The organism is Methylobacterium sp. ap11 (assembly GCF_900110515.1).
Lineage (GTDB): Bacteria > Pseudomonadota > Alphaproteobacteria > Rhizobiales > Beijerinckiaceae > Methylobacterium > Methylobacterium ajmalii.
In genome coordinates this window covers 60853-86818 of sequence record NZ_FOEB01000013.1, presented here as the reverse complement: position 1 = coordinate 86818, position 25966 = coordinate 60853, and the positions used below count along the sequence as shown (strand labels likewise).

General features: G+C 70.1%; 21 protein-coding genes, 2 tRNA genes and 2 pseudogenes. 10 read left to right on the top strand and 15 right to left on the bottom strand.

Going from position 1 to position 25966, the window contains the following annotated elements:
* Positions 1-24 precede the first annotated feature (24 nt).
* Together BMX97_RS19310 and BMX97_RS19305 are read left to right on the top strand one after the other, a co-directional pair.
* Positions 25-101, top strand: a tRNA-Pro gene (locus tag BMX97_RS19310).
* A gap of 292 nt (positions 102-393) precedes the next feature.
* Positions 394-2436: a M23 family metallopeptidase gene (locus tag BMX97_RS19305; protein WP_091752988.1), complete on the top strand. Its 2043-nt coding sequence runs from the start codon at positions 394-396 to the stop codon at positions 2434-2436.
* A gap of 18 nt (positions 2437-2454) precedes the next feature.
* Here the strand turns inward: BMX97_RS19305 and BMX97_RS19300 are convergent, their stop codons facing one another.
* Together BMX97_RS19300 and gluQRS are read right to left on the bottom strand one after the other, a co-directional pair.
* Entirely contained in the window at positions 2455-3123 is a 669-nt protein-coding gene (locus BMX97_RS19300; RefSeq protein WP_091752941.1) for a DJ-1/PfpI family protein, read from the bottom strand.
* Positions 3124-3241: 118 nt separating this feature from the next.
* Positions 3242-4084 (bottom strand): tRNA glutamyl-Q(34) synthetase GluQRS, encoded by an 843-nt coding sequence (gene gluQRS / locus BMX97_RS19295; RefSeq protein WP_091752940.1) that lies wholly within the window; start codon positions 4082-4084, stop codon positions 3242-3244.
* Positions 4085-4090: 6 nt separating this feature from the next.
* Between gluQRS and BMX97_RS19290 the strand changes: the two genes are divergently transcribed.
* Positions 4091-4792: a DNA-3-methyladenine glycosylase family protein gene (locus BMX97_RS19290; protein ID WP_091752939.1), complete on the top strand. Its 702-nt coding sequence runs from the start codon at positions 4091-4093 to the stop codon at positions 4790-4792.
* 80 nt (positions 4793-4872) lie between these two features.
* Positions 4873-5553 carry an alpha/beta hydrolase gene (locus BMX97_RS19285; RefSeq protein WP_091752938.1) on the top strand — a complete coding sequence of 227 codons (681 nt, stop codon included), beginning with the start codon at positions 4873-4875 and terminating at the stop codon, positions 5551-5553.
* Here the strand turns inward: BMX97_RS19285 and BMX97_RS19280 are convergent.
* Positions 5550-6332: an HpcH/HpaI aldolase family protein gene (locus BMX97_RS19280; RefSeq protein ID WP_091752937.1), complete on the bottom strand. Its 783-nt coding sequence runs from the start codon at positions 6330-6332 to the stop codon at positions 5550-5552. The genes BMX97_RS19285 and BMX97_RS19280 overlap by 4 nt on opposite strands.
* 364 nt (positions 6333-6696) lie before the next feature.
* On the opposite strand from BMX97_RS19280, the gene purC reads away from it, so the two are divergent.
* The gene (gene purC, locus BMX97_RS19275) at positions 6697-7491 is read left to right on the top strand and encodes a phosphoribosylaminoimidazolesuccinocarboxamide synthase (protein ID WP_048429422.1); all 795 of its coding nucleotides are present in this window, start codon (positions 6697-6699) and stop codon (positions 7489-7491) included.
* A gap of 453 nt (positions 7492-7944) precedes the next feature.
* Here the strand turns inward: purC and BMX97_RS19270 are convergent, their stop codons facing one another.
* The 4 genes from BMX97_RS19270 to BMX97_RS19255 are packed head-to-tail and all read right to left on the bottom strand — an operon-like array spanning position 7945 to position 12720.
* A complete protein-coding gene (locus tag BMX97_RS19270) occupies positions 7945-9570 on the bottom strand; it encodes a glycosyltransferase family 2 protein (protein ID WP_091752936.1) in 1626 nt (541 codons plus the stop codon).
* Positions 9567-11540 (bottom strand): glycosyltransferase family 2 protein, encoded by a 1974-nt coding sequence (locus BMX97_RS19265; RefSeq protein WP_091752935.1) that lies wholly within the window; start codon positions 11538-11540, stop codon positions 9567-9569. Before BMX97_RS19265 ends, BMX97_RS19270 begins: the two co-directional genes overlap by 4 nt.
* An 8-nt stretch (positions 11541-11548) precedes the next feature.
* Positions 11549-12202 carry a hypothetical protein gene (locus BMX97_RS19260; RefSeq protein ID WP_244538520.1) on the bottom strand — a complete coding sequence of 218 codons (654 nt, stop codon included), beginning with the start codon at positions 12200-12202 and terminating at the stop codon, positions 11549-11551.
* Between the two features lie 20 nt (positions 12203-12222).
* Positions 12223-12720, bottom strand: a complete 498-nt coding sequence (locus BMX97_RS19255; RefSeq protein WP_091752934.1) for an invasion associated locus B family protein — start codon at positions 12718-12720, stop codon at positions 12223-12225.
* Between the two features lie 306 nt (positions 12721-13026).
* Here BMX97_RS19255 and BMX97_RS19250 point away from each other — a divergent pair, with 306 nt between their 5' ends.
* Positions 13027-13413: a hypothetical protein gene (locus BMX97_RS19250; RefSeq protein ID WP_091752933.1), complete on the top strand. Its 387-nt coding sequence runs from the start codon at positions 13027-13029 to the stop codon at positions 13411-13413.
* A 30-nt stretch (positions 13414-13443) separates the two neighbouring features.
* Here the strand turns inward: BMX97_RS19250 and BMX97_RS19245 are convergent, their stop codons facing one another.
* Positions 13444-14187, bottom strand: coding sequence for a M48 family metallopeptidase (locus BMX97_RS19245; protein WP_091752986.1), 744 nt, complete (start codon positions 14185-14187; stop codon positions 13444-13446).
* Positions 14188-14377: 190 nt separating this feature from the next.
* A complete protein-coding gene (phaZ, locus tag BMX97_RS19240) occupies positions 14378-15655 on the bottom strand; it encodes a polyhydroxyalkanoate depolymerase (RefSeq protein WP_091752932.1) in 1278 nt (425 codons plus the stop codon).
* 342 nt (positions 15656-15997) lie between these two features.
* On the opposite strand from phaZ, the gene BMX97_RS19235 reads away from it, so the two are divergent.
* Both BMX97_RS19235 and BMX97_RS19230 read left to right on the top strand, forming a co-directional pair.
* On the top strand, positions 15998-17374 hold the full coding sequence (locus BMX97_RS19235; protein ID WP_091752931.1) for an ActS/PrrB/RegB family redox-sensitive histidine kinase: 1377 nt from the start codon (positions 15998-16000) through the stop codon (positions 17372-17374).
* A gap of 42 nt (positions 17375-17416) precedes the next feature.
* Entirely contained in the window at positions 17417-18016 is a 600-nt protein-coding gene (locus BMX97_RS19230; protein WP_091752930.1) for an ActR/PrrA/RegA family redox response regulator transcription factor, read from the top strand.
* Between the two features lie 114 nt (positions 18017-18130).
* Here the strand turns inward: BMX97_RS19230 and BMX97_RS19225 are convergent, their stop codons facing one another.
* The 4 genes and pseudogenes from BMX97_RS19225 to BMX97_RS19210 form a co-directional block, all read right to left on the bottom strand.
* On the bottom strand, positions 18131-18439 hold the full coding sequence (locus BMX97_RS19225) for an ETC complex I subunit (protein ID WP_060849082.1): 309 nt from the start codon (positions 18437-18439) through the stop codon (positions 18131-18133).
* Positions 18440-18464: 25 nt separating this feature from the next.
* Positions 18465-18541: transfer RNA gene (locus tag BMX97_RS19220), tRNA-Pro, on the bottom strand.
* 374 nt (positions 18542-18915) lie between these two features.
* Positions 18916-19679, bottom strand: a pseudogene (locus tag BMX97_RS33805) (DDE-type integrase/transposase/recombinase); the annotation flags it as partial.
* 326 nt (positions 19680-20005) lie between these two features.
* Positions 20006-20322 (bottom strand): annotated as a pseudogene (locus BMX97_RS19210) (transposase); the annotation flags it as partial.
* Positions 20323-21206: 884 nt separating this feature from the next.
* Between BMX97_RS19210 and BMX97_RS19205 the strand changes: the two are divergent.
* Both BMX97_RS19205 and ruvA read left to right on the top strand, forming a co-directional pair.
* Positions 21207-22583 (top strand): glycosyltransferase family 2 protein, encoded by a 1377-nt coding sequence (locus BMX97_RS19205; protein WP_177202278.1) that lies wholly within the window; start codon positions 21207-21209, stop codon positions 22581-22583.
* Between the two features lie 564 nt (positions 22584-23147).
* Positions 23148-23774: a Holliday junction branch migration protein RuvA gene (gene ruvA, locus BMX97_RS19200; RefSeq protein ID WP_060849083.1), complete on the top strand. Its 627-nt coding sequence runs from the start codon at positions 23148-23150 to the stop codon at positions 23772-23774.
* A 30-nt stretch (positions 23775-23804) separates the two neighbouring features.
* Here ruvA and BMX97_RS19195 read toward each other — a convergent pair whose 3' ends face one another.
* On the bottom strand, positions 23805-25151 hold the full coding sequence (locus tag BMX97_RS19195; RefSeq protein WP_244538519.1) for a sensor histidine kinase: 1347 nt from the start codon (positions 25149-25151) through the stop codon (positions 23805-23807).
* Positions 25152-25185: 34 nt separating this feature from the next.
* The gene (locus tag BMX97_RS19190; RefSeq protein ID WP_048427182.1) at positions 25186-25902 is read right to left on the bottom strand and encodes a response regulator; all 717 of its coding nucleotides are present in this window, start codon (positions 25900-25902) and stop codon (positions 25186-25188) included.
* Between the last annotated feature and the right edge of the window lie 64 nt (positions 25903-25966).

Sequence of the window (25966 nt, the reverse complement as noted above, 5' to 3'; positions counted from 1 at the left end):
TGATACCCGTGCCTTCGGGCGCGTCGGAGTGTAGCGCAGTCTGGTAGCGCACCACGTTCGGGACGTGGGGGTCGCAGGTTCAAATCCTGCCACTCCGACCAATCATTCCCGCCTATCGCATTACCCCTTCCCCGCCGATCGCGTATCGCGAGGTGCCGTCGATGCCTGCCTGCGGGCGCCGACCGCGGAACGGCCTCAATCCTGACATCCTGGCGCCGGAGAGACCGACGAGGAAGCCGGCTGGATCCCCCTGGGGAGCCGGCCCCGCCCGCCGTTGATTTCCAGGCGTCGCCCACGCATGGTCGCGGCAGCGCGGAGCGCTCCCTGCCCGGCCCCGCGGCGCCAGATCGCGCCGTGTCGCGGCACCGATACGAGAAGGCGTAAGGAGTGACGGTGAAGCGCGCGCGCCTCGACCCGGTCGGATCCCAGCAGGCGCCGCGCGGCCGGTCGGCCGATCCCGGCCGCGAGCCGCCCCTCGACCTCACGGGCGCCGCCTCGCCGCGGGCCGACCGCCGGGACGTGAACCTGCGCTGGCTCGCCGCCTGCGTGCTCACCGGCATGACCGGTGCCGGCCTGATCGGCTCGGCAATCTGGGTCTCGCTCCAGGGCGAGGTCACCTTCGCGGAGCTGCCGCAGGCGGTGGCGGTGGCCCCGCGCCCGGTGGCGAGCGAGGGCGGCACCAACCTCACCCGCAAGGGCGACCGGCTGGTGCGCAACCCGATGGTGGCGCTCGCCAAGCAGAGCTTCAAGGCGCCCGTCACCCTGCGGGCGGGCGAGCGCGAGATCATCAAGGTCCGGCCCTTCGTGCGGATCGCCACCGCGCTCTCGACCACCGCCGGCATGGCGGCGACCGACATCCCGCCCTTCGACCCGATGCGGTTCTTCAGCGATCCGGGGCTCGAGCGCGCGCCCGATGCCCAATCGGCGACGGCCGACGCGCCGGACGCCGAGGTCTCGGTGGTCAAGCGCGACCTCGGCGACCTCGCGGTGCCGGCCGGCTCCCCCGCCCTCTCGGACGAGGACGTGGCGGCGCAGATCGAGGAGGAGCGGCGCCTCGCCGCCGAGGCCGGGCGGCGCGCGGCGCTCCCCATCGCCCCGCAGCTGATGCTCTCGCGCACGCTGCGCAGCATGACGACCCTGCCGGGCCTCGACGGCACGGCCGATTTCGGCGGCGCGTCCGGCCCGTTCAAATCGATCGAGGTCCGGGTGATGCGCGAGAACGTCACCGACCTCGCCAAGATGGAGCGCGAGCGCGACGCGCCGCTGGTCGAGGAGCGCGACGTCGCGATCAAGCGCGGCGAGACCCTGGAGGGCGTGCTCAAGGCCAATGGCGGCCTCGACGAGCAGATCCGCCCGATCCTGGCGGCCTTGGGCACCCGGGTCCGGTCCGGCGCGGTCGGCGAGGGCCAGCAGATGCGGCTGCAGATCGGGCCCGGCCCCAAGCTCGGCGACCCGCGCCAGCTCACCCGGGTGATCCTCTACGGCGAGTCGGGCGTCGAGGCGATCGCCGCGATGAACGACCGCGGCGGCTTCGTGTCGGTGGCCCCGCCGGTGCCGGAGGGCGTGGCCCAGAAGCCCGCCGCCAAGCCCGAGGCCGAGGACGACGAGGAGGGCACGGGCGCGCGCCTCTATGCCAGCCTCTACGAGACGGCGGCGCGCTACGACCTGCCGCGCTCGACCGTCGAGGACCTGGTGCGGATCTTCGGCTACGACGTCGACTTCCAGCGCCGCGTCGCCCCCGGCGACGGGATCGAGCTGTTCTACACCTACGACGAGGAGGCCGGCGGCTCGGCCGAGCGGCCTGACATCCTGTTCGCGGCGCTCAACCTCGGCGGCGAGGCGCGGCGGATCTATCGGTTCCAGTCGCCGGACGACGGCAGCGTCGACTACCTCGACGAGGCCGGTCGGTCGCTGAAGAAGTTCCTGCTGCGCAAGCCGGTGGCCGACGGCAACATGAGCTCGGGCTTCGGCTACCGCCGCCACCCGGTGCTCGGCTACGCCAAGCTCCATACCGGCGTCGACTGGTCGATCCGCATCGGCACCCCGATCTTCGCGGCCGGCAACGGCACGGTCATCAAGGCCGACTGGGATTCGGGCTACGGCCGCCGGGTCGAGATCCAGCACGCCAACGGCTACGTCACCACCTACAACCACATGTCCCGGTTCGGCCGCGGCGTCAGCACCGGCACCAAGGCGCGCCAGGGCCAGATCATCGGCTATGTCGGCTCGACCGGCCTCTCGACCGGCGCCCACCTGCACTACGAAGTCATCATCAACGGCCACTTCGTCGACCCGATGAAGATCCGGGTGCCCCGCGGCCGCGAGCTCGACGGTCGGCTGCTCGCCGAGTTCCGGCGCCAGCGCGACCAGATCGACGGGCTGATCCAGAAATCCGGCGCGCCCACCACCCTGGCGCAGCGCGAGGCGATGCGCTGACCCTGCGCCTTCGCGGGCTCAGGTGATCCGCCCGATGATCGCCTCCCGGGCCGCCCGGGAACCGCAGAGCCGCTTCCTCGCCCGCTCCAGCACCGCGGGGGGCGCCTCCGCCGGGGTGCCGGCGCCGAAGGGCGGGGCCGGCGCGTATTCCAGCGTGAGCTGCACCGTCTCGGCCTCCTCGCGGCCGAGCAGTTCGGCCACCACCGCGAGCCCGAAATCGATGCCCGAGGTCACGCCGCCGGCGGTGATCAGGGTGCCGTCCCGCACCACCCGGTCCTGCACCGGCACGGCGCCGAAGCGGGCGAGGAAGTCGTGCGCGTACCAGTGGGTCGTCGCGCGCTTGCCCGTCAGCAGCCCGGCCGCGCCGAGCACCAGCGCGCCGGTGCAGACCGAGGTGAGGTAGCGGACCTCGCGGGCGCGGGCCCGCACGAAATCCAGCACCGCCTCGTCCTCGAGAAGCGGGTTCACCCCGGCCCCGCCCGGGATGCAGAGCACGTCGAGGGGCGGACAGGTCGCGAAGGTCGCGGTCGGCACGAACGGGATGCCGGTGGCCGAGCGCACCGGCTCGCCGTCCTTCCAGATCAGGTGGACGGCGCTGTCGGGCACCGAGGCGAAGACCTCGTAGGGCCCGGTCAGGTCGAGCTGCTGGACCTGCGGGAAGACGAGGATACCGAAGCTGAGCGACAAGGGGCGTGCCTCCCGTTTGGGCGGCAGGATCGTACGCGCCGTGGGAGGCCGCAAGCGCTTCCAAGGTGGGAACCGATCCGTCCTCGCAGAAAGCCGGCGGCGCCCCTCGCTCCCCGGCTCACCCGTGGGACGGCGCCTCGCCGAAGCCGAGCCGCGCCCGCACCTCGCCCGCGCTCACCCCCCGCTCGCGCAACGCCGCCAGCGCCTCCGAGCGCAGGCTCTTCGACAGCTTGTCGCCGGCCTCGTCGCGGATGAGGTCGTGATGGTGGTAGCGCGGGGTCGGCAGGCCGAAGAGCCGCTGCAGCAGGACGTGGAGGTCGGTGGCGGCTTCGAGGTCCCGGCCGCGCACGACGTGGGTGATCCCCTGCGCGGCATCGTCGAGGACTACAGCGAGGTGGTAGCTCGTCGGCACGTCCTTGCGGGCGACGACCGCGTCGCCCCAGCGGGCGGGATCGGCGATCCGAACCGTCTCCGGCTCCCCCGGCGCGAAGGCCGTGTAGGCGAAGGGGCCCGGGCAGAGGGCCAGCGCCCGCGCCATGTCGAGGCGCCAGGCATGGGGGCCGTCGGGGACCGGCCCGTCCCGGCAGGTGCCCGGATAGAGCGGCGCCCCGTCGGGGTCGCGCAGGCTGCCGGCGGCGGCCTGGATCTCCCGGCGGGTGCAGGTGCAGGGATGGACGAGGCCCCGCGCGCGCAACGCCTCGAGCGCGGCGCGGTAGGTGGACATCCGGGCGGACTGGCGCCAGACCGGCTCCGGAAAGCCCAGGCCGAGCCAGGCGAGATCGGCGAGGATCGCCTCGGTCAGCTCCGGCCGGCAGCGCTGGGGATCGATGTCCTCGATGCGCAGGAGCAGCGTGCCGTGCAGCGCCCGGGCCATCTCCGCGTTGAGAAGCGCCGAATAGGCGTGGCCGAGATGCAGGCGCCCGTTCGGGCTCGGGGCGAAGCGCAGGCGGGGAGGCGACACGGCGGGATGCGGACGACGAGGACTTTCCCAGCCATAAGCCCGGACGCCGCCGGCGTCACCGGGCCGCTCCTCGATTCCGAGGCGGTGCTGCGCGAGGGCGTGGCGGCGCTCGCCGCCCTCGACCCGGTGATGGCGCGGCTCGCCGCGGAGGGCGCGGCACCGGTCCTGCGCAAGCGCCCGCCGGGCTTTGCGGGCCTGGCCGGCATCGTGGTGGGCCAGCAGATCTCGACGGCGAGCGCCGCGGCGATCTGGGGCCGGCTCATCGCCCGCCTGCCGGACCTGACGCCGCAGGCCCTGGCGGCCGCGCCGGACGGCCTGTTGCGCGAGGCCGGCCTCTCGGCGCCGAAGATCCGCACCTTGCGGGCCGCCGCCGCGGCAATCCTCGACGGCACGCTGCCGCTCGACACCCTGCACGCGCTGCCGGCGGACGAGGCCCACCGGCTGATGGTAGCGGTGCACGGCATCGGCCCGTGGACGGCGGACGTCTACCTGCTGTTCTGCCTCGGCCACCCGGACGCCTTCCCGACCGGCGACCTCGCCCTCCAGGAGGCCGTGCGCCTCGCCGACGGGCTGGAGACCCGGCCGAGCGCCGCCGCGCTGACGCGCCGTGCCGACGCCTGGCGCCCGTGGCGCGGGGTCGCCGCCAAGGTCCTGTGGGCCTATTACCGCGTGGCCAAGGCGCGCGACGGCGCGCCGTTGTCTCCCTGAAGGCGCGCGACGGCGCCCCCTGTCTTCGTGACGGAGCGCGACACGCCTTTCTTCCTCTGACCGACCGGAGCCCATCCCCGATGCCGATCCTCACCGGCCCGCGCCTGATGCCCCGTTCCGGCGCCGCGCCGCGCCAGCTCGTCGTGCTGCTGCACGGCTTCGGCGCCGACGGCAACGACCTGATCGACCTCGCGCAGGAATGGCAGCCGCTCCTGCCCGACGCCGCCTTCGTGGCGCCGCACGCGCCCGAGCCCTGCATCCAGGGCTTCGGGCGGCAATGGTTCTCGCTCACCTTCCGCGACCCTCAGGAGCGCTGGCGCGGCGTGAACCGGGCCGGGCCGACGCTCGACGCCTTCCTGGACGCGGAGCTCGCGGCGCACGGCCTCGGGCCGCATCAGCTCGCGCTGGTCGGCTTCAGCCAGGGCTGCATGATGGCGCTGCACGTCGCCCTGCGCCGTCCTGCCCCGGTGGCGGCGGTGGTCGGCCTGTCCGGCATGCTGGTCATGGAAGAGGGCAAGGGCCCAGAGAGCCTGGCGCCGGCGGTCACCGCGGTGCCGCCGGTGCTGCTCGCCCACGGCGACCAGGACGAGGTGATCCCGGTCGACGCGCTGTTTCTGTCGGCGGAAGCGCTCGCCGCCGCCGACGTGCCGGCGGAGTGGCACCTCTCCGCCGGGATCGGTCACGGCATCGACGACGGCGCCCTGCACCATGCCGGGCAGTTCATCGCCGCGGGCTTCGCGCGAGCCGCGCGGCGCGGTTAGCCCCGCGCCTCCTTGAGCGCCGCCTGGGCGCCGGCCCGCAGCAGGGCGGAATCGCCCGTGAGCGCGATCAGGTCGAAGCCCTCGGCGATCAGCTCGCGGGTGCGGGCGGCCGAGAGGGCGTAGATGCCGATCCGCTTGCCCGCCGCCCGGGTGCGCGCCATGGCGTGCTTGAGCGCGTCGCGCACCGCCGTGCCGTCCGGATCGAGGCCGGCGCCGTTCGACAGCGCGATCGAGAGATCGGAGGGGCCGATGAAGATGCCGTCGATCCCGTCCACCGCCAGGATGTCGTCGAGGGCGGCGAGCGCCTCCCGGGTCTCGATCATCGCGAGGGTCTGGCAGATCCCGTTGGCCTCGCGCAGGTAGGTCTCGGGCGCCAGGCCCGAGAGCGCCAGCGCCGGGTTCGGCCCCCAGCTGCGCTCGCCCATCGGCGGGTACTTGGCGAGGCCTGCGAAGCGGCGCGCATCCTCGACGGTGTTGACCATCGGGGCGATGACGCCCGAGACCCCGGCATCGAGGAGCCGCGACACGGTCGCGAAGCCGCCGACCGGCACCCGCGCCAGGGTCGGCTTGCCGCGGGCCGCCACCAGGGCGATCGTGCGGTTGATGCTGTCGAAGTCGTGCGCGCCGTGCTGCATGTCGAGGGTGACGGCGTCGAACGCCTCGGCCGCGAGCAGCCCCGCCACGAGGGGCTCGGGAATCCCGCACCAGGCCGTGATCAGCGGCTTGCCCTCGCGGAATCGCGCCGCCAGCGCGGCCACCGCTCCACCCCGTTCCGCCATCGTGGTCCCTCCCGGTCTGGTTGGCCGGCCGCGCGTTCGCCGCGGCCCGCGGGGGCGAGCTTAGGTCAGGCCGGGCGGCGGCGTCGAGGCACGGCGCCCGCGCCCGCGACATGCCGCCCCCTCCGGCCACGCTTGCATCGGGGCAGCGCCGTGCGCATATCGTCGCGACCAACGACCGCCATCCATCGCAGCGGCGGCCGGGCGCCTCCCGGGCGCTCCGGCCAACGCGTTGTGCTGCCTTCGCGGTTCGGGTATTTTACCGCCGGCCGCCGGGACGCCCCCGCTCGACGCATCCCCCGGCCCGACCTTCTCCTGAGAGGTCGCCGCGCCGCGGGTCCCACACGTCGTCAGGAGCCTCGGCCCCATGGACTTCCTCAAACCACGGTACACGCCTATGAACCGCCGCCGTCGCATCTACGAGGGCAAGGCGAAGGTCCTCTACGAGGGTCCCGAGCCCGGCACGCTCATCCAGCATTTCAAGGACGACGCGACCGCCTTCAACGCCAAGAAGCACGAGGTGATCGACGGCAAGGGCGTGCTGAACAACCGGATCTCCGAGTTCGTGTTCCAGCACCTCAACGACATCGGCGTGCCGACGCACTTCATCCGTCGGCTGAACATGCGCGAGCAGCTGATCCGCGAGGTCGAGATCATCCCGCTCGAGGTGGTGGTGCGCAACGTGGCGGCCGGCTCGCTGGCGACCCGGCTGGGCCTGGAGGAGGGCACCCAGCTCCCGCGCTCGATCATCGAGTTCTACTACAAGAACGACCAGCTCAACGACCCGATGGTGTCGGAGGAGCACATCACGGCCTTCGGCTGGGCGACCCCGCAGGAGATCGACGACATCATGGCGCTGGCCATCCGGGTCAACGACTTCATGTCGGGTCTCTTCCTCGGCGTCGGCATCCGCCTCGTCGACTTCAAGATGGAGACCGGCCGGCTCTGGGAAGGCGACATGATGCGCATCGTCGTCGCCGACGAGATCTCCCCGGATTCCTGCCGGCTCTGGGACATCAAGAGCCAGGACAAGCTCGACAAGGATCGCTTCCGCAAGGACCTCGGCGGCCTGATCGAGGCCTATTCCGAGGTGGCCCGCCGCCTCGGCATCCTGGGCGAGAACGAGAAGGTGCAGACCGGGGGGCCGCGCCTGGTGCAGTAGGCGCCTCCACGACCGTCCGGTCCGATGTGACGGGGTCGCTTCCGAAAGGGAGCGGCCCCGTCGCCGTTTGGGCGGCAGGCGATTTCGATGACGGAGTCGGGATCAGGTGCCCGCCTGTCGCACGGGGCGGGGCCGTTCGGGGACACGAGACACGGGCCGTCCCCTCTCCCCGCCGGGCGGGGAGAGGGTTTCATCGACCTCGTTGTCGATGAAACAAGCGCAGGCGAAAGCCGAAGCGAGGGTGAGGGGGTGCCGACGGGTGAGGCTCCTCCGGAAACACCCCCTCACCCTCGCGGCGAACCTGCGGTTCGCAGCTCGCCTCACCTCCTGAACAGAGGTTCGGCCCTCTCCCCGCCCGCGGGGAGAGGGGGACTTCCCGCGTCATCTCCTTTGCCGCCCACGGAGAGGTGGGAAATCTCGCCTCGTCCCGGATCGATCCGGCCGGGGCCGGCCTCACCGCGATGTCGCCCCCGCCCACTCGCGTAGCCGCACATACGTCCCCGCCCGCGGATCGAAGCCCGGGTGGTACCAGGGATCGGCGGCGAGCCGCTCCCCCCAGCGCGCCCGCAGCGCCGCCACCTCGGCCTCGTGGCGGAGGCGGGCCTCCGGATTCCAGCGCCGGCTCGCCGCCTCGTGGTGGTGGAGCACCGCGCCCGGCACCATCAGGGTCCGGTAGCCGGCCGCGTCGAGGCGCAGGCAGAGGTCGACGTCGTTGAAGTCGACCGCGAAGGCCGCCTCGTCGAAGCCGCCGACCGCCCGGAATTTCTCGGCCTCCACCGCGAGGCAGGCCGCCGTGACCGCCGAGACCCGGTGCGTGACCCGGAGCGAGGCGAGGTAGCCTGGCGCCGTCCCGGAAAAATGGCGGTGCGCATGGGTGACGAGGCCGCCGGTGCCGAGCACGATGCCGCCGTGCTGGATCCGCTCCCGCACGTCGAGGAGCTTCGCGCCCACCGCACCGACCTCCGGCCGCAGGGCCTCCTCGGCCATCCGCCGCAGCCAGTCGGGGCGATGCGCCACCACGTCGTTGTTGACGAAGACCAGGAGCGCGCCGTTGGCCTCGGCGGCGGCCCGGTTGTTCATCGCCGCGAAGTTGAACGGGCCCGGACAGGGCAGCACCCTGACCCCCTCCCCGGCGAGCCGCTGGAGATAGGCGAGCGTGCGCGGGTGGCGGCTGTCGTTGTCGCAGACGATGATCTCGAGGGACGGCCAGTCGGTGTGGGCCCGGATGCTCTCGATGCAGGCTCGCAGCAGTTCCACCCGGTCGCGGGTCGGAATGACGAGGCTGGCGAGCGGCGGCGCGGGCAGGTCGCGGCGCAGGGTCAGGAGACCGCCCGCGGCCTCGACCCGGCCGGCGCCCGCGAGATGGCGCTCGGCCAGCGCCCGGCGCGACGACGCCCAGCCCTCGGGCGGGGGGGCCGCAGCGGGCGACCAGGTCGAGAGGAGGCGCGGAAGGTGGCGGATGGCGGACGGGTCCTCGGCCGCGAGCCGCAGCAGCAGGTCGGCGGCCTCGGCGCCCGGGAGCGAGGGATCGAGCCGGAGGCGGTCCAGGGCCGTCCGGCGGACCGCGACCACCGGGCCGACATAGTCGGCGGCGAGCAGGTAGTCGAGATCGAAGGCCGGGCGCAGCACCGGCAACCGGGGCTCGCCCCCGGCCCCGAGGACCACCGCGTCGCCGTAGAGAGCAAAGAGGCCGGGATCGGCCGCGAACGCCTCGGCGATCGCGGTGGTGGCGCCCGGCACGAGCCGGTGGCCCGGTGCCGTCAGCACGACGAGGGCGGCGGTGCCGGCGCCGCCCGACAGGATCTCGGCCGGGGTCGCGACGCGCAGATCCAGGCTCGCCTCGTCCCCGTCCGGCGGGAGCGGCGGCAGCGGCCGGAGGGTGTGGCGGCTGCCCCAGAGGATCGCCGCCCGGTCGCGGGCCCGCACGCGCTTGCCCGCGAGGAGCGCGCGGGCGACGTCCCGGGCCTCGCCCGGGCGCTTCAGCGCCAGGAGCAGCCGGACGAGCCAGCGCCGGGCGGGCCCGGGCTCGCCCTGCGCGAAGCGCAGGATGTCGAAGGCCGGATGAGGCGGGAGCCTCATTCCAGTTCCTCCCCGAAGGTCGTGACCGAGAAGGCCGGGTGATAGTACGGGTCGTCGCGGATCACCGCCCGCCAGCGGGCCGCGAACCGGTCGCCCTCGGCCTCGAACCGGGCCCGGGCCGGGCCGACGCTCGGGCCGCGGCTGACCGATTCGTGGTGGGCGAGCGCCGCCCGCGGGGTCCAGATCGACGTCCAGCCCCGCGCCCCGAGGCGCAGGCAGAGATCGATGTCGTTGAAGTCGATCGGGAAGGCTTCGGCGTCGAGGCCGCCGACCGCCTCGAACCTGTCGCGCGCCACTGCCAGGCAGGCGGCGGTCACGCCCGCCACCTCGTGCGCCACGGTGAGGCGGCGCAGGTGGCCCGGCGTGTCGGCCGGACGGTTGCGCAGGATGTGCCCGGCCCGGCCGCCGAGCCCGACCACCACGCCGGCATGCTGGATCCGGCCGCTGCCGAACAGGAGCTTGGCGCCGACGGCGCCGACCCCGGGCCGCAGGGCCTGGCGCACCATCGCGGAGAGCCAATCGGGATGCAGCACCTCGACGTCGTTGTTGAGGAGCACCAGGACCGCGCCGCGGCTGGCGGCGGCGCCGTCGTTGACGAGGCGCGAGAAGTTGAACGGACCCGGCCGGTCGAGGCGGCGCACCCGGGGGTCCGCCGCCCATTCGGCGTAGAGCGCCGCCACCGCCGGATCGGTCGAGCCGTTGTCGACGATGACGAGCTCGATCGCCGGATAGTCCGTGTCATGCAGGACGCCCCGGACCGCGACGCGCAGCAGGTCCGGCCGATCGCGGGTCGGCACGATCACCGAGACCAGGGGGGCGGGCTCGGGCAAGGGCCAGTCGAGGTCGAGGACGTCGCCCCGGCGCGCCACGACCGCCGGGGCACCCGCCCGGTGCAGCGCCCGCGCGAGGTCGGCGGCGTGGCCGTCGGGGTCCGGCGCGTCCGGCACCGTGCGGCAGAGGATGCGGGGGATGCGGCGGACCCGCTCGGGCCCCGCCAGCGTCGCGGCGAGGAGGAGCGCGCGGGCGCCCTCGTCCGGCCTCCAGCCGCTGCGCGCCGCGAGACCGGCGGCGACCAGGAGCGGGCGGCCCGGATAGAGCGTCGTCAGGGCGAGGTCCGGGCTCCAGCCCGGCTTGAGGGCCGGGCGCGGGCCGCCGGGCGTCTCGGTCTCGCTGTCGGCATAGGCGAGGTCGGCCGGCGCCTCGCCGGCGAAGGCCGCAGCGAGATGGGTCAGCGCGTCGGGCACCAGCTCGTCGCCGGGCCGCAGGTGACCGACCGGGAGGCCCGCCGGCAGGACATCGCCGGAGATCCGCGGATCGGTGGGCATTCCGGCGGGCGACGGGCCGCGCCAGCGCAGGGCGAGGCACCAGTCGCGGTGATCCTGGGCCATGAGCGCGGCGAGCGTGCGGCGCACCGCCGGCGCCTCCTCGGGTGCCGCCTCCAGGATCAGGCCGAGGCGGGGCAGCGGACCGGACGGCGGCCGGTCGAAGCCGGGCTCGGCCGGCCGGGTGCGGGCCGCCCTCCAGGCCGGGTAGCGGTCGATCGGCATCACCCCGGCGGCGATGCGCAGGGTGTTGCGCAGGCGGCGCGCGTCGCGGCGCAGCCACTGGTAGAGCGCGACCGGCAGCTTGTCCGGGCGCCGACGGGCGCAGAGCGCCAGCATGGCGGGGCGGGACAGGAGCCGCGCCGCGACCCGGAAACCCTCCGCCGGGGCGGCGAGCAGGATGGCGGTCGTGCCGGGCGGCACCGGGCCGAGCCAGGTGGCGCGCCCCAGCACCGCGCCCGGCAGCAGCGCATCCTCGTGGCCGCCATCGGCGCGCGCGAAGCGCAGGAGCGGGCGGACCGGGTCGGCGAAACGGTCGAGGGCGATGTCGAGGGAAAGCCAGCGCCCGGCCGCCGGCCGCCCGGGGATCAGCGCGCGGGTGAAGTCCGGGTCCGGATGGGGAACGAGGCGGCAGGAATCGGATGCCACCCGGGCGGTCAACCGTCGGCCGGCGGCGTCGCGGCGGGCTTGCGCCGCGGCGCCCGGGCCGGCTTGGCCACGCCGCCGAGGCCGACCTCGATGTCGAAGTCCTTCGCCAGGGCGGCCGGCACGACGATGCCGTCCTCCACCACCGTGAAGGTGCCGCTGGCCTGGCCCGCGGGAATCGTCACGGCGCCCTGGTGGGTGCGCCGGGCGAGAATCTGGGTGCCGTTCTTCACCGTGATGGTGACGGGCGCGTTGAAGCGGCCCGGGGCGCCGCCGGGGCCGAGCAGGACGACGCCCTGGACGCCGACCGAGACGACCGTGCCGCCGTTCGGTCCCGGCCGGCAGGCGCGGCTGAGCTGGCCCAGGCGGATCTGCGTGCGCACCGTGCCGCCGGCGAGGGTCTGGAGCGAGGAGCCGCCCTCGGTGACGTCGATGGTCGGGCAGTAGACGTCGTCGAGGCTCGGCGGAGCTTCCGGCGGCTTCGTGGTGCTGCCATACTTGAAGATGTTGACGAAGGGGTTGCCCTCCTCCTGCGGCGCGGCGGTCTGGGCCCGCGCCGGGGCGGCGAGCGTCCCCAGCGCCAAGGCGAGGCCCAGGGTGCCGAGGCCCAGCGTGCCGAGACCCAGCGCGCCGGGGCGGAGTGTGCGGAGACAACGAGCCGTCACGGTCCTCTCCCGATCGTCGATCACTTCAGGCTGTCGAAGCCGTCCTTGAACCCCTTGAGGGACAGGGGAATGCCGACCCCTTCCTCGGGCGTCTGGAAGACGATGAAGGTGGCCTGCTGGCCGGTCTTGAGCTGGGTGATGAGCTTGTCGTCCATCACCACCTCGGCGACGCAGCCGGTGGAGAGGCAGCGCACGAACGAGGTGCGGCCGATCTCCGCCTGGTCGACCTTGAGGCCGAGGCCCGAGGGCAGCAGCACGCCGAGCGGCGCCACCACCCGCAGCAGCGTGCCGCGGTTGTCGGCGGTCTTCAGCACGATGACCACCAGGGACAGGTTCGGCCGGTCCTCGGCGGCGACGTACTGCACCAGGGCGCATTGCTCGGCCTTGGCGCCGGCGGGCGTCTCGCAGCGCAGCTGCCAGTCGTCGAAGGTCTGCTTGACCGCGCCCTGCGCCAGGGCGCCGCCGGCCGGCAGGCCGAGGCCCGCACCGAGGGCGAGCCCGAGGGCGGCGGCCCGCACCCGGCGTCCGATCCGTCGCACGCTGTCTCCCACGCCGCTCACCGCTCCGCTGCCCCGGCCACGCGCCGGTCCGGGGGCGTTCCGACCACGGGGCAAGGATGCTGTCAAGCCGAGGCGCCGATCCGGGCCCGGCGGACGGAACCCGTGCACGCGAGCAGGCTTAGCTTTATCGTGGGCGGCGATGCCCCCGGCGCTCTCCGGCCGTTAGGGGTTTCGCACGGTTCCCGCCCATACGGAGCGGGAGCACGAGGAGCCCCGTTCCCCGTACCCCGCCCGCTCTCCCCTTCCCAGCGAGATGCCGCCCCGATGAGACTTCCCGCCACCTCCCTCGCCCTCCTGGTCCTGGCCTCCGGTGCCGCGGCGCTGGCCTCCGGAGCCGCGGCGGCCGAGCCGCTACCGGTCGACGAGACCACCTATGTCGAGCGTTCGCTCAACCGGGACGCCACGCTGACGGTGGAGCACCCGCCGGTGCCCCGCAACCCGCGCGGGCGCCGGGCGTCGCGCTCGGCCGAGATCGCCGGCTTCTGCCGCGACGGCGGCGTGATCCGGCGCCGGGGCGAGAACGGCGAGATCATCCTGCGCCAGCGCGAGCTGTGCGACAGCATCGCGCCGCGCACGCTCTATCCGGGGCACGTCGATCCGCGCCCGACCTGGCCGGCGGAGCGCGTGGTGGTGGTGCGCACCAAGGGCTGACCTCGCGAGGCCCCGCGGGCGTCGGGGCCGTCAGCCGTAGCGGTGCAGCCCGGTGCCGTGCCGCTTCAGCCAGGCCTCGGGCTCGTCGTAGCCCGGGTAGAGCCGCGCGACGATCGCCCAGAAGCGGTCCGAATGGTTCATCTCGGCGAGGTGCGACACCTCGTGGGCGGCGAGGTAGTCGAGCACCGAAGGCGGCGCCATGATCAGGCGCCAGGAGAAGTTCAGGTGGCCGGCGGCCGAGCACGAGCCCCAGCGGCTGCGGGTGTCGCGCACGGTCAGGCGCCGGGGCGCACGGCCGAGCGCGCCGGCATGGCGCGCCACCGCCTCCGTCAGGTCGCGCCGCGCCTCGGCCTCCAGGAAGTCGCGCACCCGCCGCGCCACGTGGGGCTCCCCGCAGGAGACCGCGATCACCGGGGCGCCGTCCGGCGCCGTGGTGGCGACGGTGGCGCCCGAGGTGGTCGACCAGTGCAGGATGCGGTGCGGCACGCCGCGCAACGGCACGACGGCGCCGGGCAGGAAGGCGACGCGCTCGGGCAGCTTCGCCACCCGGGCGGCGATCCAGGCGCCGTGCGATTCGGCGAAAAGCTGCGCGGCGGCGAGATCGATGCGCTCGGGCAGCGTCAGGACGATCTCGCCGGTGGCGCTCGACACCCGCAGGGTGATGCGCCGGGCCGCCGCGCGGCGGCGCAGGGCGACCGGGTAGCTGGTGCCGGCGTGGACGACCGTGAGGTGGGAGGGTTCGGGCGCCGACCGGCGCAGGAGCGCGACTCGCATCCCGCCCTTGTAGGGGGAAGGACCCCGGCGTGCCAGGGCCGCGCCGCGTCCCACCCGCGCGAGCAGGCCGGCGAACCAGGCGCGCAGGGAGCGGGCGGGCGACGACGGCATCGGGGCACCCGACGAAAAATCCCGGCGCCGTCGGGCGCCGGGAGGCGAGGATCGAAACGGGCGAGTGGCCTCCGGCCGCTCAGGACGCCTGGCGCAGGTCCCCCTGCCCGTCCTGCGCGGTGCCCTGCATCTCGTGCATGAAGGCGGAGATGCGCGGGGCGATGTTGGCGCGGAAGCGCGAGCCGTTGAAGACGCCGTAATGGCCGACGCCCTGCTGCAGGTAGTAGCTCTTGCGCTCCGCGGGCAGGTTCGGCGTCAGGTCGAGGGCGGCGAGCGTCTGGCCGACGCCCGAGATGTCATCCTTCTCGCCCTCCACCGCCAGGATGCCGCAATGGCGGATCGCCGTCGGGTCGACCGTCTTGTCGCGGTGGCGCATCTCGCCCTTCGGCAGGGCGTGCTCGACGAACACCGTGTTGACGGTCTGGAGGTAGAACTCCGCCGTCAGGTCCATCACCGACAGGTACTCGTCGTAGAAGTCGCGGTGCTTCTCGGCCGAATCGCCGTCGTCGCGCACCAGGTGCTTGAACATGTCCCAGTGGGCCGTCAGGTGACGGTCGAGGTTCATGCCCATGAAGCCGGAGAGCTGGAAGAAGCCCGGGTAGACCTCGCGCCAGGTGCCGGGATAGCCCGGCGGCACGACGGTGATGCAGTTGCGCTTGAACCACTCGGAGCCGCGCTCGGCGGCGAGGCAGTTCACGGCGGTGGGCGAGCGGCGGGTGTCGATCGGGCCGCCCATCAGGGTCATCGAGGTCGGCACGCCGGGCATGCCGTCGGCCTCCATCCGGGCGACGGCGGCGAAGACCGGCACCGAGGGCTGGCACACCGCGATGACGTGCAGGTCCGGGCCGAAGGCCTGGAACATCTCGATCAGGTAGTCGATGTAGGTGTCGAGGTCGAAGCGGCCGGCCTCGAGCGGCACCATGCGGGCGTCGATCCAGTCGGTGATCATCACCTCGTGGGCGGGCAGCATCGCCTCGACGGTGCCGCGCAGCAGCGTGGCGTAGTGGCCCGACATCGGCGCCACCACCAGCACCTTCGGCTGGGCCTGGGCCGTCGGGCGCTTCAGGGCGCGGTCGAACTTGATGACCTGGCAGAACGGCTTCGACCACACCACCCGCTCGGTCACGTCGGTGACCAGCCCCTCGACGGTGGTGGTGGGCAGGTTGAAGGCCGGCTTGCCGTAGCGCCGCGTGGTGCGCTCGAACATCTCGCAGGCGGCCGAGACCGTGCGCCCGTAGGACGTGTAGGTGATCGGGTTGGCGGGGTTCTTGAACACGAGCTGCGTGGCGTCGGCGGCCGCCCGGGCGGGCGTCAACATCCAGTGCGCTGCTTCATACCAGAAATACGAGAGATCCATGACGCCACCGTCCACGATTGACCCAGCGACGCGCGCACCCGCCGCCAGGAGACGCCTGTCCCAACTGGGAGCCAGACAATAGAGTATCGGTATTGAAGGGCAAGATCTCGGGAAAACGAAACGGTCGAAACCCGTCACTGTGCCCTTTTTACCCCAACTACCGCGGGTATCCCGCAAGCTTGCGATGCGGGGGGCGCAGTCGCGCCGGCCGTCCCCGGCGTACCCGGTCGTCGACCTGCCCGCCGGGCAGGCCGCGGCAGCCCTCAAGGAACGCGTCGCGGCCGCGAGGGTTTCCGCCGTCCCGCCCTGGGCTTTGGTCGGCGGCGCACTATCGTCTCGGCCATGTTCGACACCTCGCAGACCGATCCCGTGCGGGACGCCCGCCACCTGCGCCTCGACACCCTGGTGCGGCTGCGCTGGCTGGCGGTGGCCGGCCAGGGCGCCGCGGTGGCCGGCGCCCATCTCGGCCTCGGCCTGCCCCTGCCGTTCGGCTGGTGCTTCCTGGTCGTCGCGGCCTCGTCCTGGCTCAACCTGACGCTGCGCATCCGCTACCCGGCGAGCCACCGGCTCAGCGACGATGCGGCGGTGCTGCTCCTCGCCTTCGACATCATCCAGCTCGCCGCGCTCCTCTTCCTCACCGGCGGGCTGCAGAACCCGTTCGCGCTGCTCTTCCTGGCGCCGGTGCTGATCTCCGCCACCGCGCTGCCCCCGGCCCACACCCTGGCGCTGGGGCTCCTCGCCGTCGGCCTCTCGACGATGCTGGCCCTCGTCTACCGGCCGCTGCCGTGGTTCGCCGGCGAGACCCTGGAGCTGCCGTTCCTGTACGTCTCGGGCGTCTGGACCGCGATCCTGCTCGGCACCGCCTTCACGGGGGTCTACGCCTGGCGGGTCGCCGAGGAGGCGCGCCAGCTCGCCCGGGCGCTCGCCGCGACCGAGCTGGTCCTCGCCCGCGAGCAGCACCTGTCGCAGCTCGACGGGCTGGCGGCGGCCGCCGCCCACGAACTCGGCACGCCGCTCGCCACCATCACGGTGGTGGCCAAGGAGCTCGACCGCCAGCTCGGCCCCTCGGCGAACCCGAGCGTCGCCGAGGACCTGGCGCTCCTGCGCGACCAGGTCGAGCGCTGCCGCGGCATCCTCGCCAAGCTCACCTCGCTCGACGCCGACCAGGGTGGCTTCATCGAGACCATCACCCTCAGCCACCTCGTCGAGGAACTGGTGGCGCCCCAGCGCGCCCTCGGCATCGTTCTCGACGTGATCACCAAGGGCGAAGGGCCGGAGCCGGCCTGCCGGCGCAACCCGGGGGTGATGTTCGGGCTGGGCAACATCGTCGACAACGCGATCGACTTCGCCGAGAGCTGCGTGTCGATCGAGGCGCGCTGGAGCGCCGACCGGGTCACGCTCGAGATCCGCGACGACGGGCCGGGCTTCGCCCCCGACGTGCTGCTGCGGGTCGGCGAGCCCTATGTCAGCACCCGCAGCGCCGCGAAGATCGGCACCGACGGGGGAACGGGCCTCGGCCTCGGCCTGTTCATCGCCAAGACCCTGATCGAGCGCTCGGGCGCCCAGCTGTCGCTCACCAACGCGGTCGATCCCTCGACCGGGGCCGTGGTGCGGATCGGTTGGGCACGTCACATTTTCGAGAGGGAGGCCAAAGGCCTCCGAAACCCGGGTGCGGGGGGCGCCGCACCCCTGACGCAGGCGTCCGGCGTTCCTATATAAAGTCCTGAACTTGCTGATCGAAAGTTGAAGGAGCGTCGATTGATGACGCAGTACGGAACACTCAGTCCGGAGGCCGCGCCCGGCACCATCCCGGAGGGCGATGCCCTCCTCAACCACGCCGATCGCAGCCTGCTGATCGTCGACGACGACAAGCCGTTCTCGACCCGCCTGGCCCGGGCCATGGAGGCGCGGGGCTACCGGGTCCACGTGGCGGAAAGCGTGGCCGAGGGCGTCTCGGCGGTCGACGTGCAGCCGCCGGCCTTCGCGGTGATCGACATGCGGCTCGGCGACGGCAACGGCCTCGACGTGATCGCCCGCCTGAAGGAGCGCCGGCCCGAGGCCCGCGGCGTGATCCTCACCGGCTACGGCAACATCGCCACCGCGGTGACCGCGGTGAAGCTCGGCGCCTTCGACTACCTGGCGAAGCCCGCCGACGCCGACGAGATCCACGGCACCCTGATGGCCGAGCCCGGCGAGCGGGCCGACCCGCCCGAGAACCCGATGTCGGCCGACCGGGTGCGCTGGGAGCACATCCAGCGGGTCTACGAGCTGTGCGGCCGCAACGTCTCGGAGACGGCGCGGCGCCTCAACATGCACCGCCGCACCCTGCAGCGCATCCTGGCCAAGCGCGCCCCGCGCTGACCCGGATGGCGGCGGACACGAGAAGAGCCCGGTGCCGCGAGGCGCCGGGCTCTCTTCATTCATGGCCCGCAGACCCGCCGCCAGCGGCCGGACCGGCCCCCGGGCGCGATCCCGTCAGTGCGTCCAGGGCATCGTGCGGTTGTACTTGAAATTGTCCGAGTAGGAGAGGCCGCGGCGCAGGAGCTCCTGCGGCTCCTCGACCCGGTAGGCGATCCCCTCGCGGGTGGCGTAGGCGATCGCCTCGTCCTTGGTGTCGAACTCGAGCCGCACCTGCTGCAGCATGTCCGAGGACGAGGTCCAGCCCATCAGCGGCTCGGTCTCCCGCGGGCTCGTCTGGTCGAACTCCAGCGTCCACTGCTTGGTCCGCGCGAGGCCGGACTGGCTCGGATCCTTGGCAGGGCGGAAGATGCGGGCGGTCGACATCGCGGGCTCTGATCCATGGAGAGGATGGTCGGGGCGGCCGGATTCGAACCAGCGACCCTCTGGTCCCAAACCAGATGCGCTACCAGACTGCGCTACGCCCCGCTGCCTCGTTTCCTAGTGGAATCCCCTCTGTGGCGCAAGCCGAGCGGCAAGGCGGAAGGGGCGCCAGGGTGCTCGAAAAAACCCTGTCGGCGCGCAAAGTCCCAGAAGACGTTCTTTGCCTGTTCCTTGGGCCTAACCAACCGAGTTAGGACGTCCGGAAGCAAGCCATCTCCCCTTATCCTATCAAACACCGTCCTCATTCGGTGATGCCGAACATGTTCCCGATATGGGAGACCGATGACCGGCGGAGAGGCCTAAAAAGCAGAAGCTCCTCACCGACGACGCGCTCGACGGGGCGACCTTTGCCTGTCTCGCTGACCCGTCGAAGCCGGTGGGGTCGAGATCAGCCCCAACGAGGTGGCCCGAGAGGAATCTTAGTGGACCGTGGGCCTTTCCGCCACGGGTAGCTTGGCCGGCGATGCCGATCGGGCGAGCGCAGCCGGCCAAGCGGTCAGGGCGGGGACGAACACCTGCAGGGCTGGCGGGCGGGAGTCCAGGGTGGCGTGCAGCCAAACCCCGTTGTAAGGCCTTGCTCCAGCTCTCGATCAGAATCCAAGCCCCCGCAGAGAGTAGAGTATCGCTCAATTCAGCAATTCGTCCCGCAGAATCGCGTCGAAGCTCTCAATGTAGCCGCCCTCCCATGGTGAGCCACGCGTCACGTAAGCCGTCTTTGCGCCGACGGTGGCGATCCACTTCTGCACGGGTTGATCGATGAACTCCGGTCCCTTGTCGGAGCGACCGTGCAAAGGCACGCCGCACATGATGAACAAGTCCGGGAGCACACCGATCACGTCCCGGACCTTGAGCTCACGCGCCACTCGGATGTCCAGGCACGCGCGGGTGAACTCGTCGATGACGTTCAGCAGGCGGACCTTGCGGCCGTCATGCGTGCGCGCCTCGACGAAGTCGTAGGACCAGACGTGCTCGCGGTGCCCTGGCCGCAGTCGGACACAGGCGTCATTCCCATCCCACAACCGGCCCTTCTTGGGCTGGCAGGCTGGCACCTTCAGCCCCTCCTGCCGCCACAGACGCTCGACCCGCTTGTCGTTGACCAGCCAGCCGCCCGCAGCAAGGCGGCGATCTTGCGGTAGCTGTAGCGGCCATACCGACGCGCCAACTCGACCAGGTTGGCCAGCAACACCGTCTCAGAGCCTGTTTGACTTGCGACGGCACAATCGCGAGGGGATTTTCTATCCTACCCTCCACCTCATCCTGAGGTGCTGGCGATCATAGATCGCGGGCGATCGAAGATCGCTAAGCCTCGAAACAGGGATCCAGTGATCTCGAAGGCTTCTGGAGCCCTCCTTCGAGGTCAGTCGATCACAGATCGCGTGCGATCTCCGATTGCCGACACCTCAGGATGAGGTTGCTCGTGGGATAGAGCATGTCGATCGGTCAAACAGGCTCTCATCGTCTCTCTCCCACAGCACCTTGCGCTGCATCAACCCGTCGACAGGCTCAGAATGAGGGATGCTGCCCGAGGGCGCGACAAGCGCGCCGCTTGGGAACCTGAAGGACGTCCCGGACATGCTCAATGCAGGCGCGTCGGCACGCCGGGCTCACAAGTTTCCCCCGGCGGCCTCCTGCAGGATCAGTTTGTCGAGCGTGAAATAGGCGATCGCTCTGCGCATCTGCTGGCTCTTGGTCTCCAGTTCCTTCATCAGGCGAGTCTGGTCGGACTTGAACCCGCCAAGCTCCTTGCGCCAGCGATAATATGCGATCTCGGTCACGCCGCTCGCCCGGATCGCATCAGCCACGCTCCGCCCCTACGAGACCAGCACGTCCGCCTACTGCAGCCTGCTTACCACCTCTTCCGACTTGTGCTTCTTCGTTCCCATCGCGTCCGTCCTCTGTCGGCTCAAAGCCATACTTCAGAGCGGACGACTCCTATGGGGCTGACCATAATTTGCACAATCTTACTAATGGCTGCAAATGATATAATTAAATATAATTTATTATAAGATCTAAATCCTTTTTCTATAATATTCAATATAATATGTCATATATATCAAATATATTTATGATTTTATCACTCATTTATATTTAAATTTCTGCTATATGTTGTTTCTCCTGAAGACTATCTACTCGCAAAGAAACCTACCTACGCACTTGACTTGCGTCTCCACTCAGCATGTGACAACCCACGCCGGGCGATACATGCCCCAGCAAGACTTTGAAGCGTCAGCGATGGCGCCAGCCACCGAGCCGCGTCTTGCAGGCAGCTCCTCCGCCGGTCTTCATTCGGCTTGGCATCGCGCCGCTACCTTCACCCACAACAGCCGCTTGATTAGAAAACATCTATCGCCGTGAATGGCACCGAAGCCTGCCCTCTGCCAAGGAGACATGCCCTCACGGCGATGCGCTGTGTCTCAGAAGCACGCCACCCCATCTGGCTCTAGACCTTTACAGGCACTGCAAATCACGCTAAACGGCGAAAAGCCGCTTTAGTAAATCAGCAGCTAAAAAGGCATTTGGTGAATAAATAAGCATTATTTCGTTAATTGGGGACGAAAAAATATATGTAATTATAATCACGACCTAATATATAGTGGTAATTTTGTCAATTAATATACCATGAAATAGGCAATATATTTGCAATTAGCAGATATTTTGATTGCATACATGCCCTATCGATCAGGCTGACTTCAAAAGGCAAATGAAAAAGATGAACTACAAATACGAACATGCAGTCGTTGCCTGCGCGCGGTGGGAGAGATCATATATCGTCGAATGGGTCGAGTACCATCTTTCCCTCGGGTTTGATCATATTTATCTATATTCCAATGATGATGATTTCGAAGAGATATTTCCAGTTCTTCTTCCATATATAAGGTCCGAAAAACCGCTCGTTACACTCAAGCACTATCCTTATCTTGGGCAACAAGCCTTTATCTATCGGCATTTTTTGCAAAATTTTCGCCATCAAACTCGATGGGCGACATTCATTGACATTGATGAATTTTTGAACTTGAGAGGTGCGACAATCAAGGAATTCACCGACAGATACGATGAGGATGTTTTTTCAATATACTTTAATTGGATTTATTTTGGAACTTCCGGATTTAAGACCAGAACCAATAAAAGCGTATTGAGATCTTACAACAAAAGATGTAATATTATACACCCATATACAAAAAATATTTTCCGTACCGCCTTTGTTCGTGATGAGATGCTCGAAATCGAGGCGCTCCACGCAAAGCATTTCTGGCATGGATGGTACAAATTCGCCACCGGCGGCGGTCGGGTTATTAATGTCATCAATGAAAATATGATCAATTACTACGACAATTTTCCCGATGCTGCGATCGCATTTCTGGCAGAAGACGGGCGTCAAGAAAAAATTATGTCCGTCGCGATCATTCATCATTATTGTATGAGATCGGAAGAGGATTTTCAGATTCGCGTCGACCGCGGAACTGTTGGGAATTTTACCGGGCAGGTCATGTGGGCAGAGGTGCGTCGCAATGGGCGATATATTGATATCCTGAACGAAATCAATGCAGTCGAAGACAATAGTCTTGTGAATTACTGGGACAAGAGAGCACAAAGCAGCCATGATATCGTTGTCGTGCCGCCTGCGAGAGGCGCGAACCTCGCCGAGTCAGCGGCTGCGACACAAAGCTCCGTTTCACAATGGTCCCGCGACCCAAGCAGCCTGGAGGCTGACGCTGCCGGTGTGCTGAGAGGCCATCCAACCGGGACGTATAGCCACTCGACTTCGGAAGAACGCAGTCCGTGGTGGCAGGCAGATCTGCAACATACTTGTGATATCACGGAACTTCGCGTTTTCAATAGACTTGACGAGCCAGGTGCTATCAAGCGATTGAGAAGTCTCGTGATCGAAATCTCGGGCGACGGAATTCATTATGATTTGATCCATTCTCATGACTGGGAAGTGCCGATTGGCGGCGTAGACGGCAATCCCCTGATTGTTCGCCTCGAGGCTCCTGTCCGAGCACGCCTCGTGAGGCTATCTCTGCAAGAAACAACATTGCTTCATCTTGACAAAGTACAAATTTTTGGAACGTATTCCGAAGCCTAAAGATCAGCTAGAGTCCGCCCAGGATCGCGGAAGCGTCGGGGATCGAGACCGATTCGAGAGGCGCGCGTTTCACCGACTCGCGGGGCCACGTGCCGTGCGTGGCGCGTCTCCTCGCGATCCCGGTTACACCACCGGCCGTTACACCAAATCCTCGTCTCCATTCCCGAATCCTGGGTTGGGTCATCGAACAACCCAGAGAGGGCGGCCGCCCTACCGGGCGCGGGCCCGCTTGAGATCGTTTCAAGGCGAAAGTATCTCGGCAGTGGTCTACTATGCACGGATCATGGCCTCGCCGCCTGGGGCTTGACCGAGGCCGGCGATCCGCGATGGTGCCGTTTCGTCCGCCCCTGGCCGGGACGAAACACCGAAGTGGCGAACGACTCGCAGCGGTAGGCCCGCCTTGAGGGTCGATGCCATCCGGACCTGCCGGTTAGGGCGAAGCGCCGTCGGCGGGGCGACGAGCCGCATCGCTCCACCTTGTGGGTCCGGCCCGGGCTGGGTAAGGGCCGAGCCAGGGTCCGCTCAGGGCAATCCGCCCGGGCGATCCGCCAGAGACGGGACGGCATGATCGGCAAGCTGAAGGGCGTCGTGGATTCCTACGGCGAGGATTTCGTGATCCTCGACGTGCACGGCGTCGGCTACGTGGTGCATTGCTCGGCCCGCACGCTGCAGCGCCTGCCCTCCACCGGCGAGGCGGCGGAGCTGGCGATCGAGACCCATGTGCGCGAGGACATGATCCGCCTCTACGGCTTTCGGGCCGATGCGGAGCGCGAGTGGTTCCGCCTGCTCCAGACCGTGCAGGGCGTCGGCACCCGGGTCGCGCTCGGCGTGCTCTCGGTGATGGAGCCGGGCGACCTCGCCACCGCCATCGCCACCGGCGACAAGGGCGCGGTCGCCCGCGCGCCCGGCGTCGGCCCGCGGCTCGCCGCCCGCCTCGTCGCCGAACTGAAGGACAAGGCCCCGGCCTTCTCGCCCGTCGATCCGGCGCTGATCCAGCTCAGCGGAGCGGTCGAGGCCAACACCGCGCCCCAGCCGGTGGCCGACGCGATCTCGGCGCTGGTCAATCTCGGCTACGCCCAGGTCCAGGCCTCGGCGGCGGTGGCCGCGGCGCTCAAGGGCGCGGGCGAGGGTGCGGCCGGGATGGAGGCCAAGACCCTGATCCGCCTGGGCTTGCGCGAACTGGCCCGCTGACGCACCGGGGCCGTCCGGACGGGCGTCCCGTCAGGCCGCCTGGCGCACCGGCGCGCCCGGGGCCCGGGGCAGTTCGAGGCGGACGCGCAAGCCCTGCGGTTCCCGGTTCTCGAGGCTGAACGTGCCGCCATGCGACTGGGCGATGGCGCTCGCGATCGACAAGCCGAGGCCGAAGCCGCCGGCCTCGTTGAGGGTGCGGGCGCGGTCGCCGCGCACGAAGGGCTGGAGCATCAGGGCGCGCTCCGCCTCCGGGATGCCCGGGCCGTCGTCCAGGATCTCGACCGCGATGCGGCCGGGCCCCGCCTCGACGAGGCGCACGGTGGCGCCGCCGGCATACTTGACCGCGTTGTCGATGAGGTTGGTCAGCGCCCGCTGCAATTCGCCGGAGGAGCCGCGCACCAGGGCCGGGCGGAGATCCTCGCTCTGCACCTCCTCGGCCCGCACCGCCTCGCCGATATCGGCGAAGCCGTCGCAGACCGTCTGCACCACCGAGCCGAGGTCGATGAGGCCGAGGCCCTCGCGCGACTGGCCGTCGCGCACGAAGGACAGGGCCGCCTCGACCAGCGCGTTCATCTGGTCGAGGTCGCGCAGGAACTGCCGGCGCAGGACCTCGTCGTCGAGAAATTCCGCCCGCAGGCGCAGGCGGGTGATCGGGGTGCGCAGGTCGTGGCTGATCGCCGCCAGCATGTGGGTGCGGTCGTCGATGAGGCGCAGCACCCGATCGCGCATCCGGCCGAGGGCCCGGGACACCGCCAGCACCTCCTCGGGGCCGTGCTGGGGCAGCGGCCGGGCCTCGGTGGCGGTGCCGAAGGCCTCGGCGGCCTCGGCGAGCCGGGCGAGGGGCGCGGTGAGCGCCCGCGTCGCCCAGATCGACAGCAGCGTGAGCGACAGCGCGAGGAAGACCAGGGTGATCAGCACCGCGCTCGTCAGCGGCGGGTGCGGCAGCGGCAGGGGCGGCAGGTCGGCGGAGAGCTGCAGGCCGGCCGGCCCGGCGATGCGCAGGTGCAGGGCGCCGCCGGGCATGTGCTCGGCCGAGACGCCGTAGCCCGCCCCCAGGGCCGCCCGCAGGCCGGTGATCTCCGGCACCTCGGCGCTGGCGGCCGGGGGGGCGTTCGGCTCGTTGGACGGCAGCAGGGTCAGGTGCAGGGCCGAGGCGCTGCGGCGGGCTGCCGCCACCACGTCGGTCCGGTCCTCCGCCGGCGCCGCCGCCACCATGTGGACCACCGTGACGAGGCGGTTGGCGAGCGCGTTCGGCCGCTCGTCGGAGCGGCGCAGCTCCGGGCGCAGCAGCAGGAAGGCGACCGTGACGACGACGTGGGTGACCACGATCGCCGCCACCACCAGGAGGGCGAGCTGCCCGGCGATGCGGCCCGGCACGGGCCCCCACCGCCTCATGCCGGTGCCCGCCGGGTCATGTCGAGACCACCTCGGGCGTGAACAGGTAGCCGCCGGAGCGGATGGTCTTGATCATCTCGGGGTTGCGCGGGTCGCGCTCGATCTTCTGGCGGATGCGGCTCACCAGCACGTCGATGCTGCGCTCGAACGGGCCGGGGGCGCGCCCCTGCGTCAGGTCGAGGAGCTGGTCGCGGGAGAGCACCCGGCCCGGCCGCAGGCACATGGCGTGCAGGAGGTCGAACTCGGCGCCGGTGAGCGCGACCTGCGCGCCCTCCGGGTTGAGGAGCTGGCGCAGGCCCGCATCGAGGACGAAGCCCCCGAAGGCGTGGCGGCGCACGCCCTCGTCGTCGCGTCCCGGCGCGGCCGCGCCCCGGCGCAGGATGGCGCGGATGCGGGCGAGCAGCTCGCGCGGGTTGAAGGGTTTGGCGAGGTAGTCGTCGGCCCCGATCTCGAGCCCGACGATCCGGTCGATCTCCTCGCTCTTGGCGGTGAGCATCAGGATCGGGATGCCGGAGGCGGCGCGCAGGCGCCGGCAGATCGACAGCCCGTCCTCCCCCGGCAGCATCAGGTCGAGCACGACGAGGTCGACGCGGGAATCGGCCATCAGCCGATCCATCTCGCGGCCGTCGCCGGCGATGGAGACGCGGCAATCGTTGCCGCGGAGGTAGCGGGCGACCAGCGTGCTGATCTCGCGATCGTCCTCGACGATCAGGATGTGCGGTGTCGTGCTCACGGGATCGCCTTATGCCGCAGTCCGGCTTTTGCTTGAAGCCATCGAAGTGCATCCGTGTGTTGCT

Bases quoted from the DNA above. Each gene is read 5' to 3' on its own strand.
- BMX97_RS19290 (WP_091752939.1), top strand. From the start codon at position 4,091: ATGCGGACGACGAGGACTTTCCCAGCCATAAGCCCGGACGCCGCCGGC.
- BMX97_RS19285 (WP_091752938.1), top strand. From the start codon at position 4,873: ATGCCGATCCTCACCGGCCCGCGCCTGATGCCCCGTTCCGGCGCCGCG.
- BMX97_RS19280 (WP_091752937.1), bottom strand. From the start codon at position 6,332: ATGGCGGAACGGGGTGGAGCGGTGGCCGCGCTGGCGGCGCGATTCCGC.
- purC (WP_048429422.1), top strand. From the start codon at position 6,697: ATGGACTTCCTCAAACCACGGTACACGCCTATGAACCGCCGCCGTCGC.
- BMX97_RS19270 (WP_091752936.1), bottom strand. From the start codon at position 9,570: ATGAGGCTCCCGCCTCATCCGGCCTTCGACATCCTGCGCTTCGCGCAG.
- BMX97_RS19250 (WP_091752933.1), top strand. From the start codon at position 13,027: ATGAGACTTCCCGCCACCTCCCTCGCCCTCCTGGTCCTGGCCTCCGGT.
- BMX97_RS19245 (WP_091752986.1), bottom strand. From the start codon at position 14,187: ATGCGAGTCGCGCTCCTGCGCCGGTCGGCGCCCGAACCCTCCCACCTC.
- phaZ (WP_091752932.1), bottom strand. From the start codon at position 15,655: ATGGATCTCTCGTATTTCTGGTATGAAGCAGCGCACTGGATGTTGACG.
- BMX97_RS19235 (WP_091752931.1), top strand. From the start codon at position 15,998: ATGTTCGACACCTCGCAGACCGATCCCGTGCGGGACGCCCGCCACCTG.
- BMX97_RS19230 (WP_091752930.1), top strand. From the start codon at position 17,417: ATGACGCAGTACGGAACACTCAGTCCGGAGGCCGCGCCCGGCACCATC.
- BMX97_RS19225 (WP_060849082.1), bottom strand. From the start codon at position 18,439: ATGTCGACCGCCCGCATCTTCCGCCCTGCCAAGGATCCGAGCCAGTCC.
- BMX97_RS19205 (WP_177202278.1), top strand. From the start codon at position 21,207: ATGAACTACAAATACGAACATGCAGTCGTTGCCTGCGCGCGGTGGGAG.
- ruvA (WP_060849083.1), top strand. From the start codon at position 23,148: ATGATCGGCAAGCTGAAGGGCGTCGTGGATTCCTACGGCGAGGATTTC.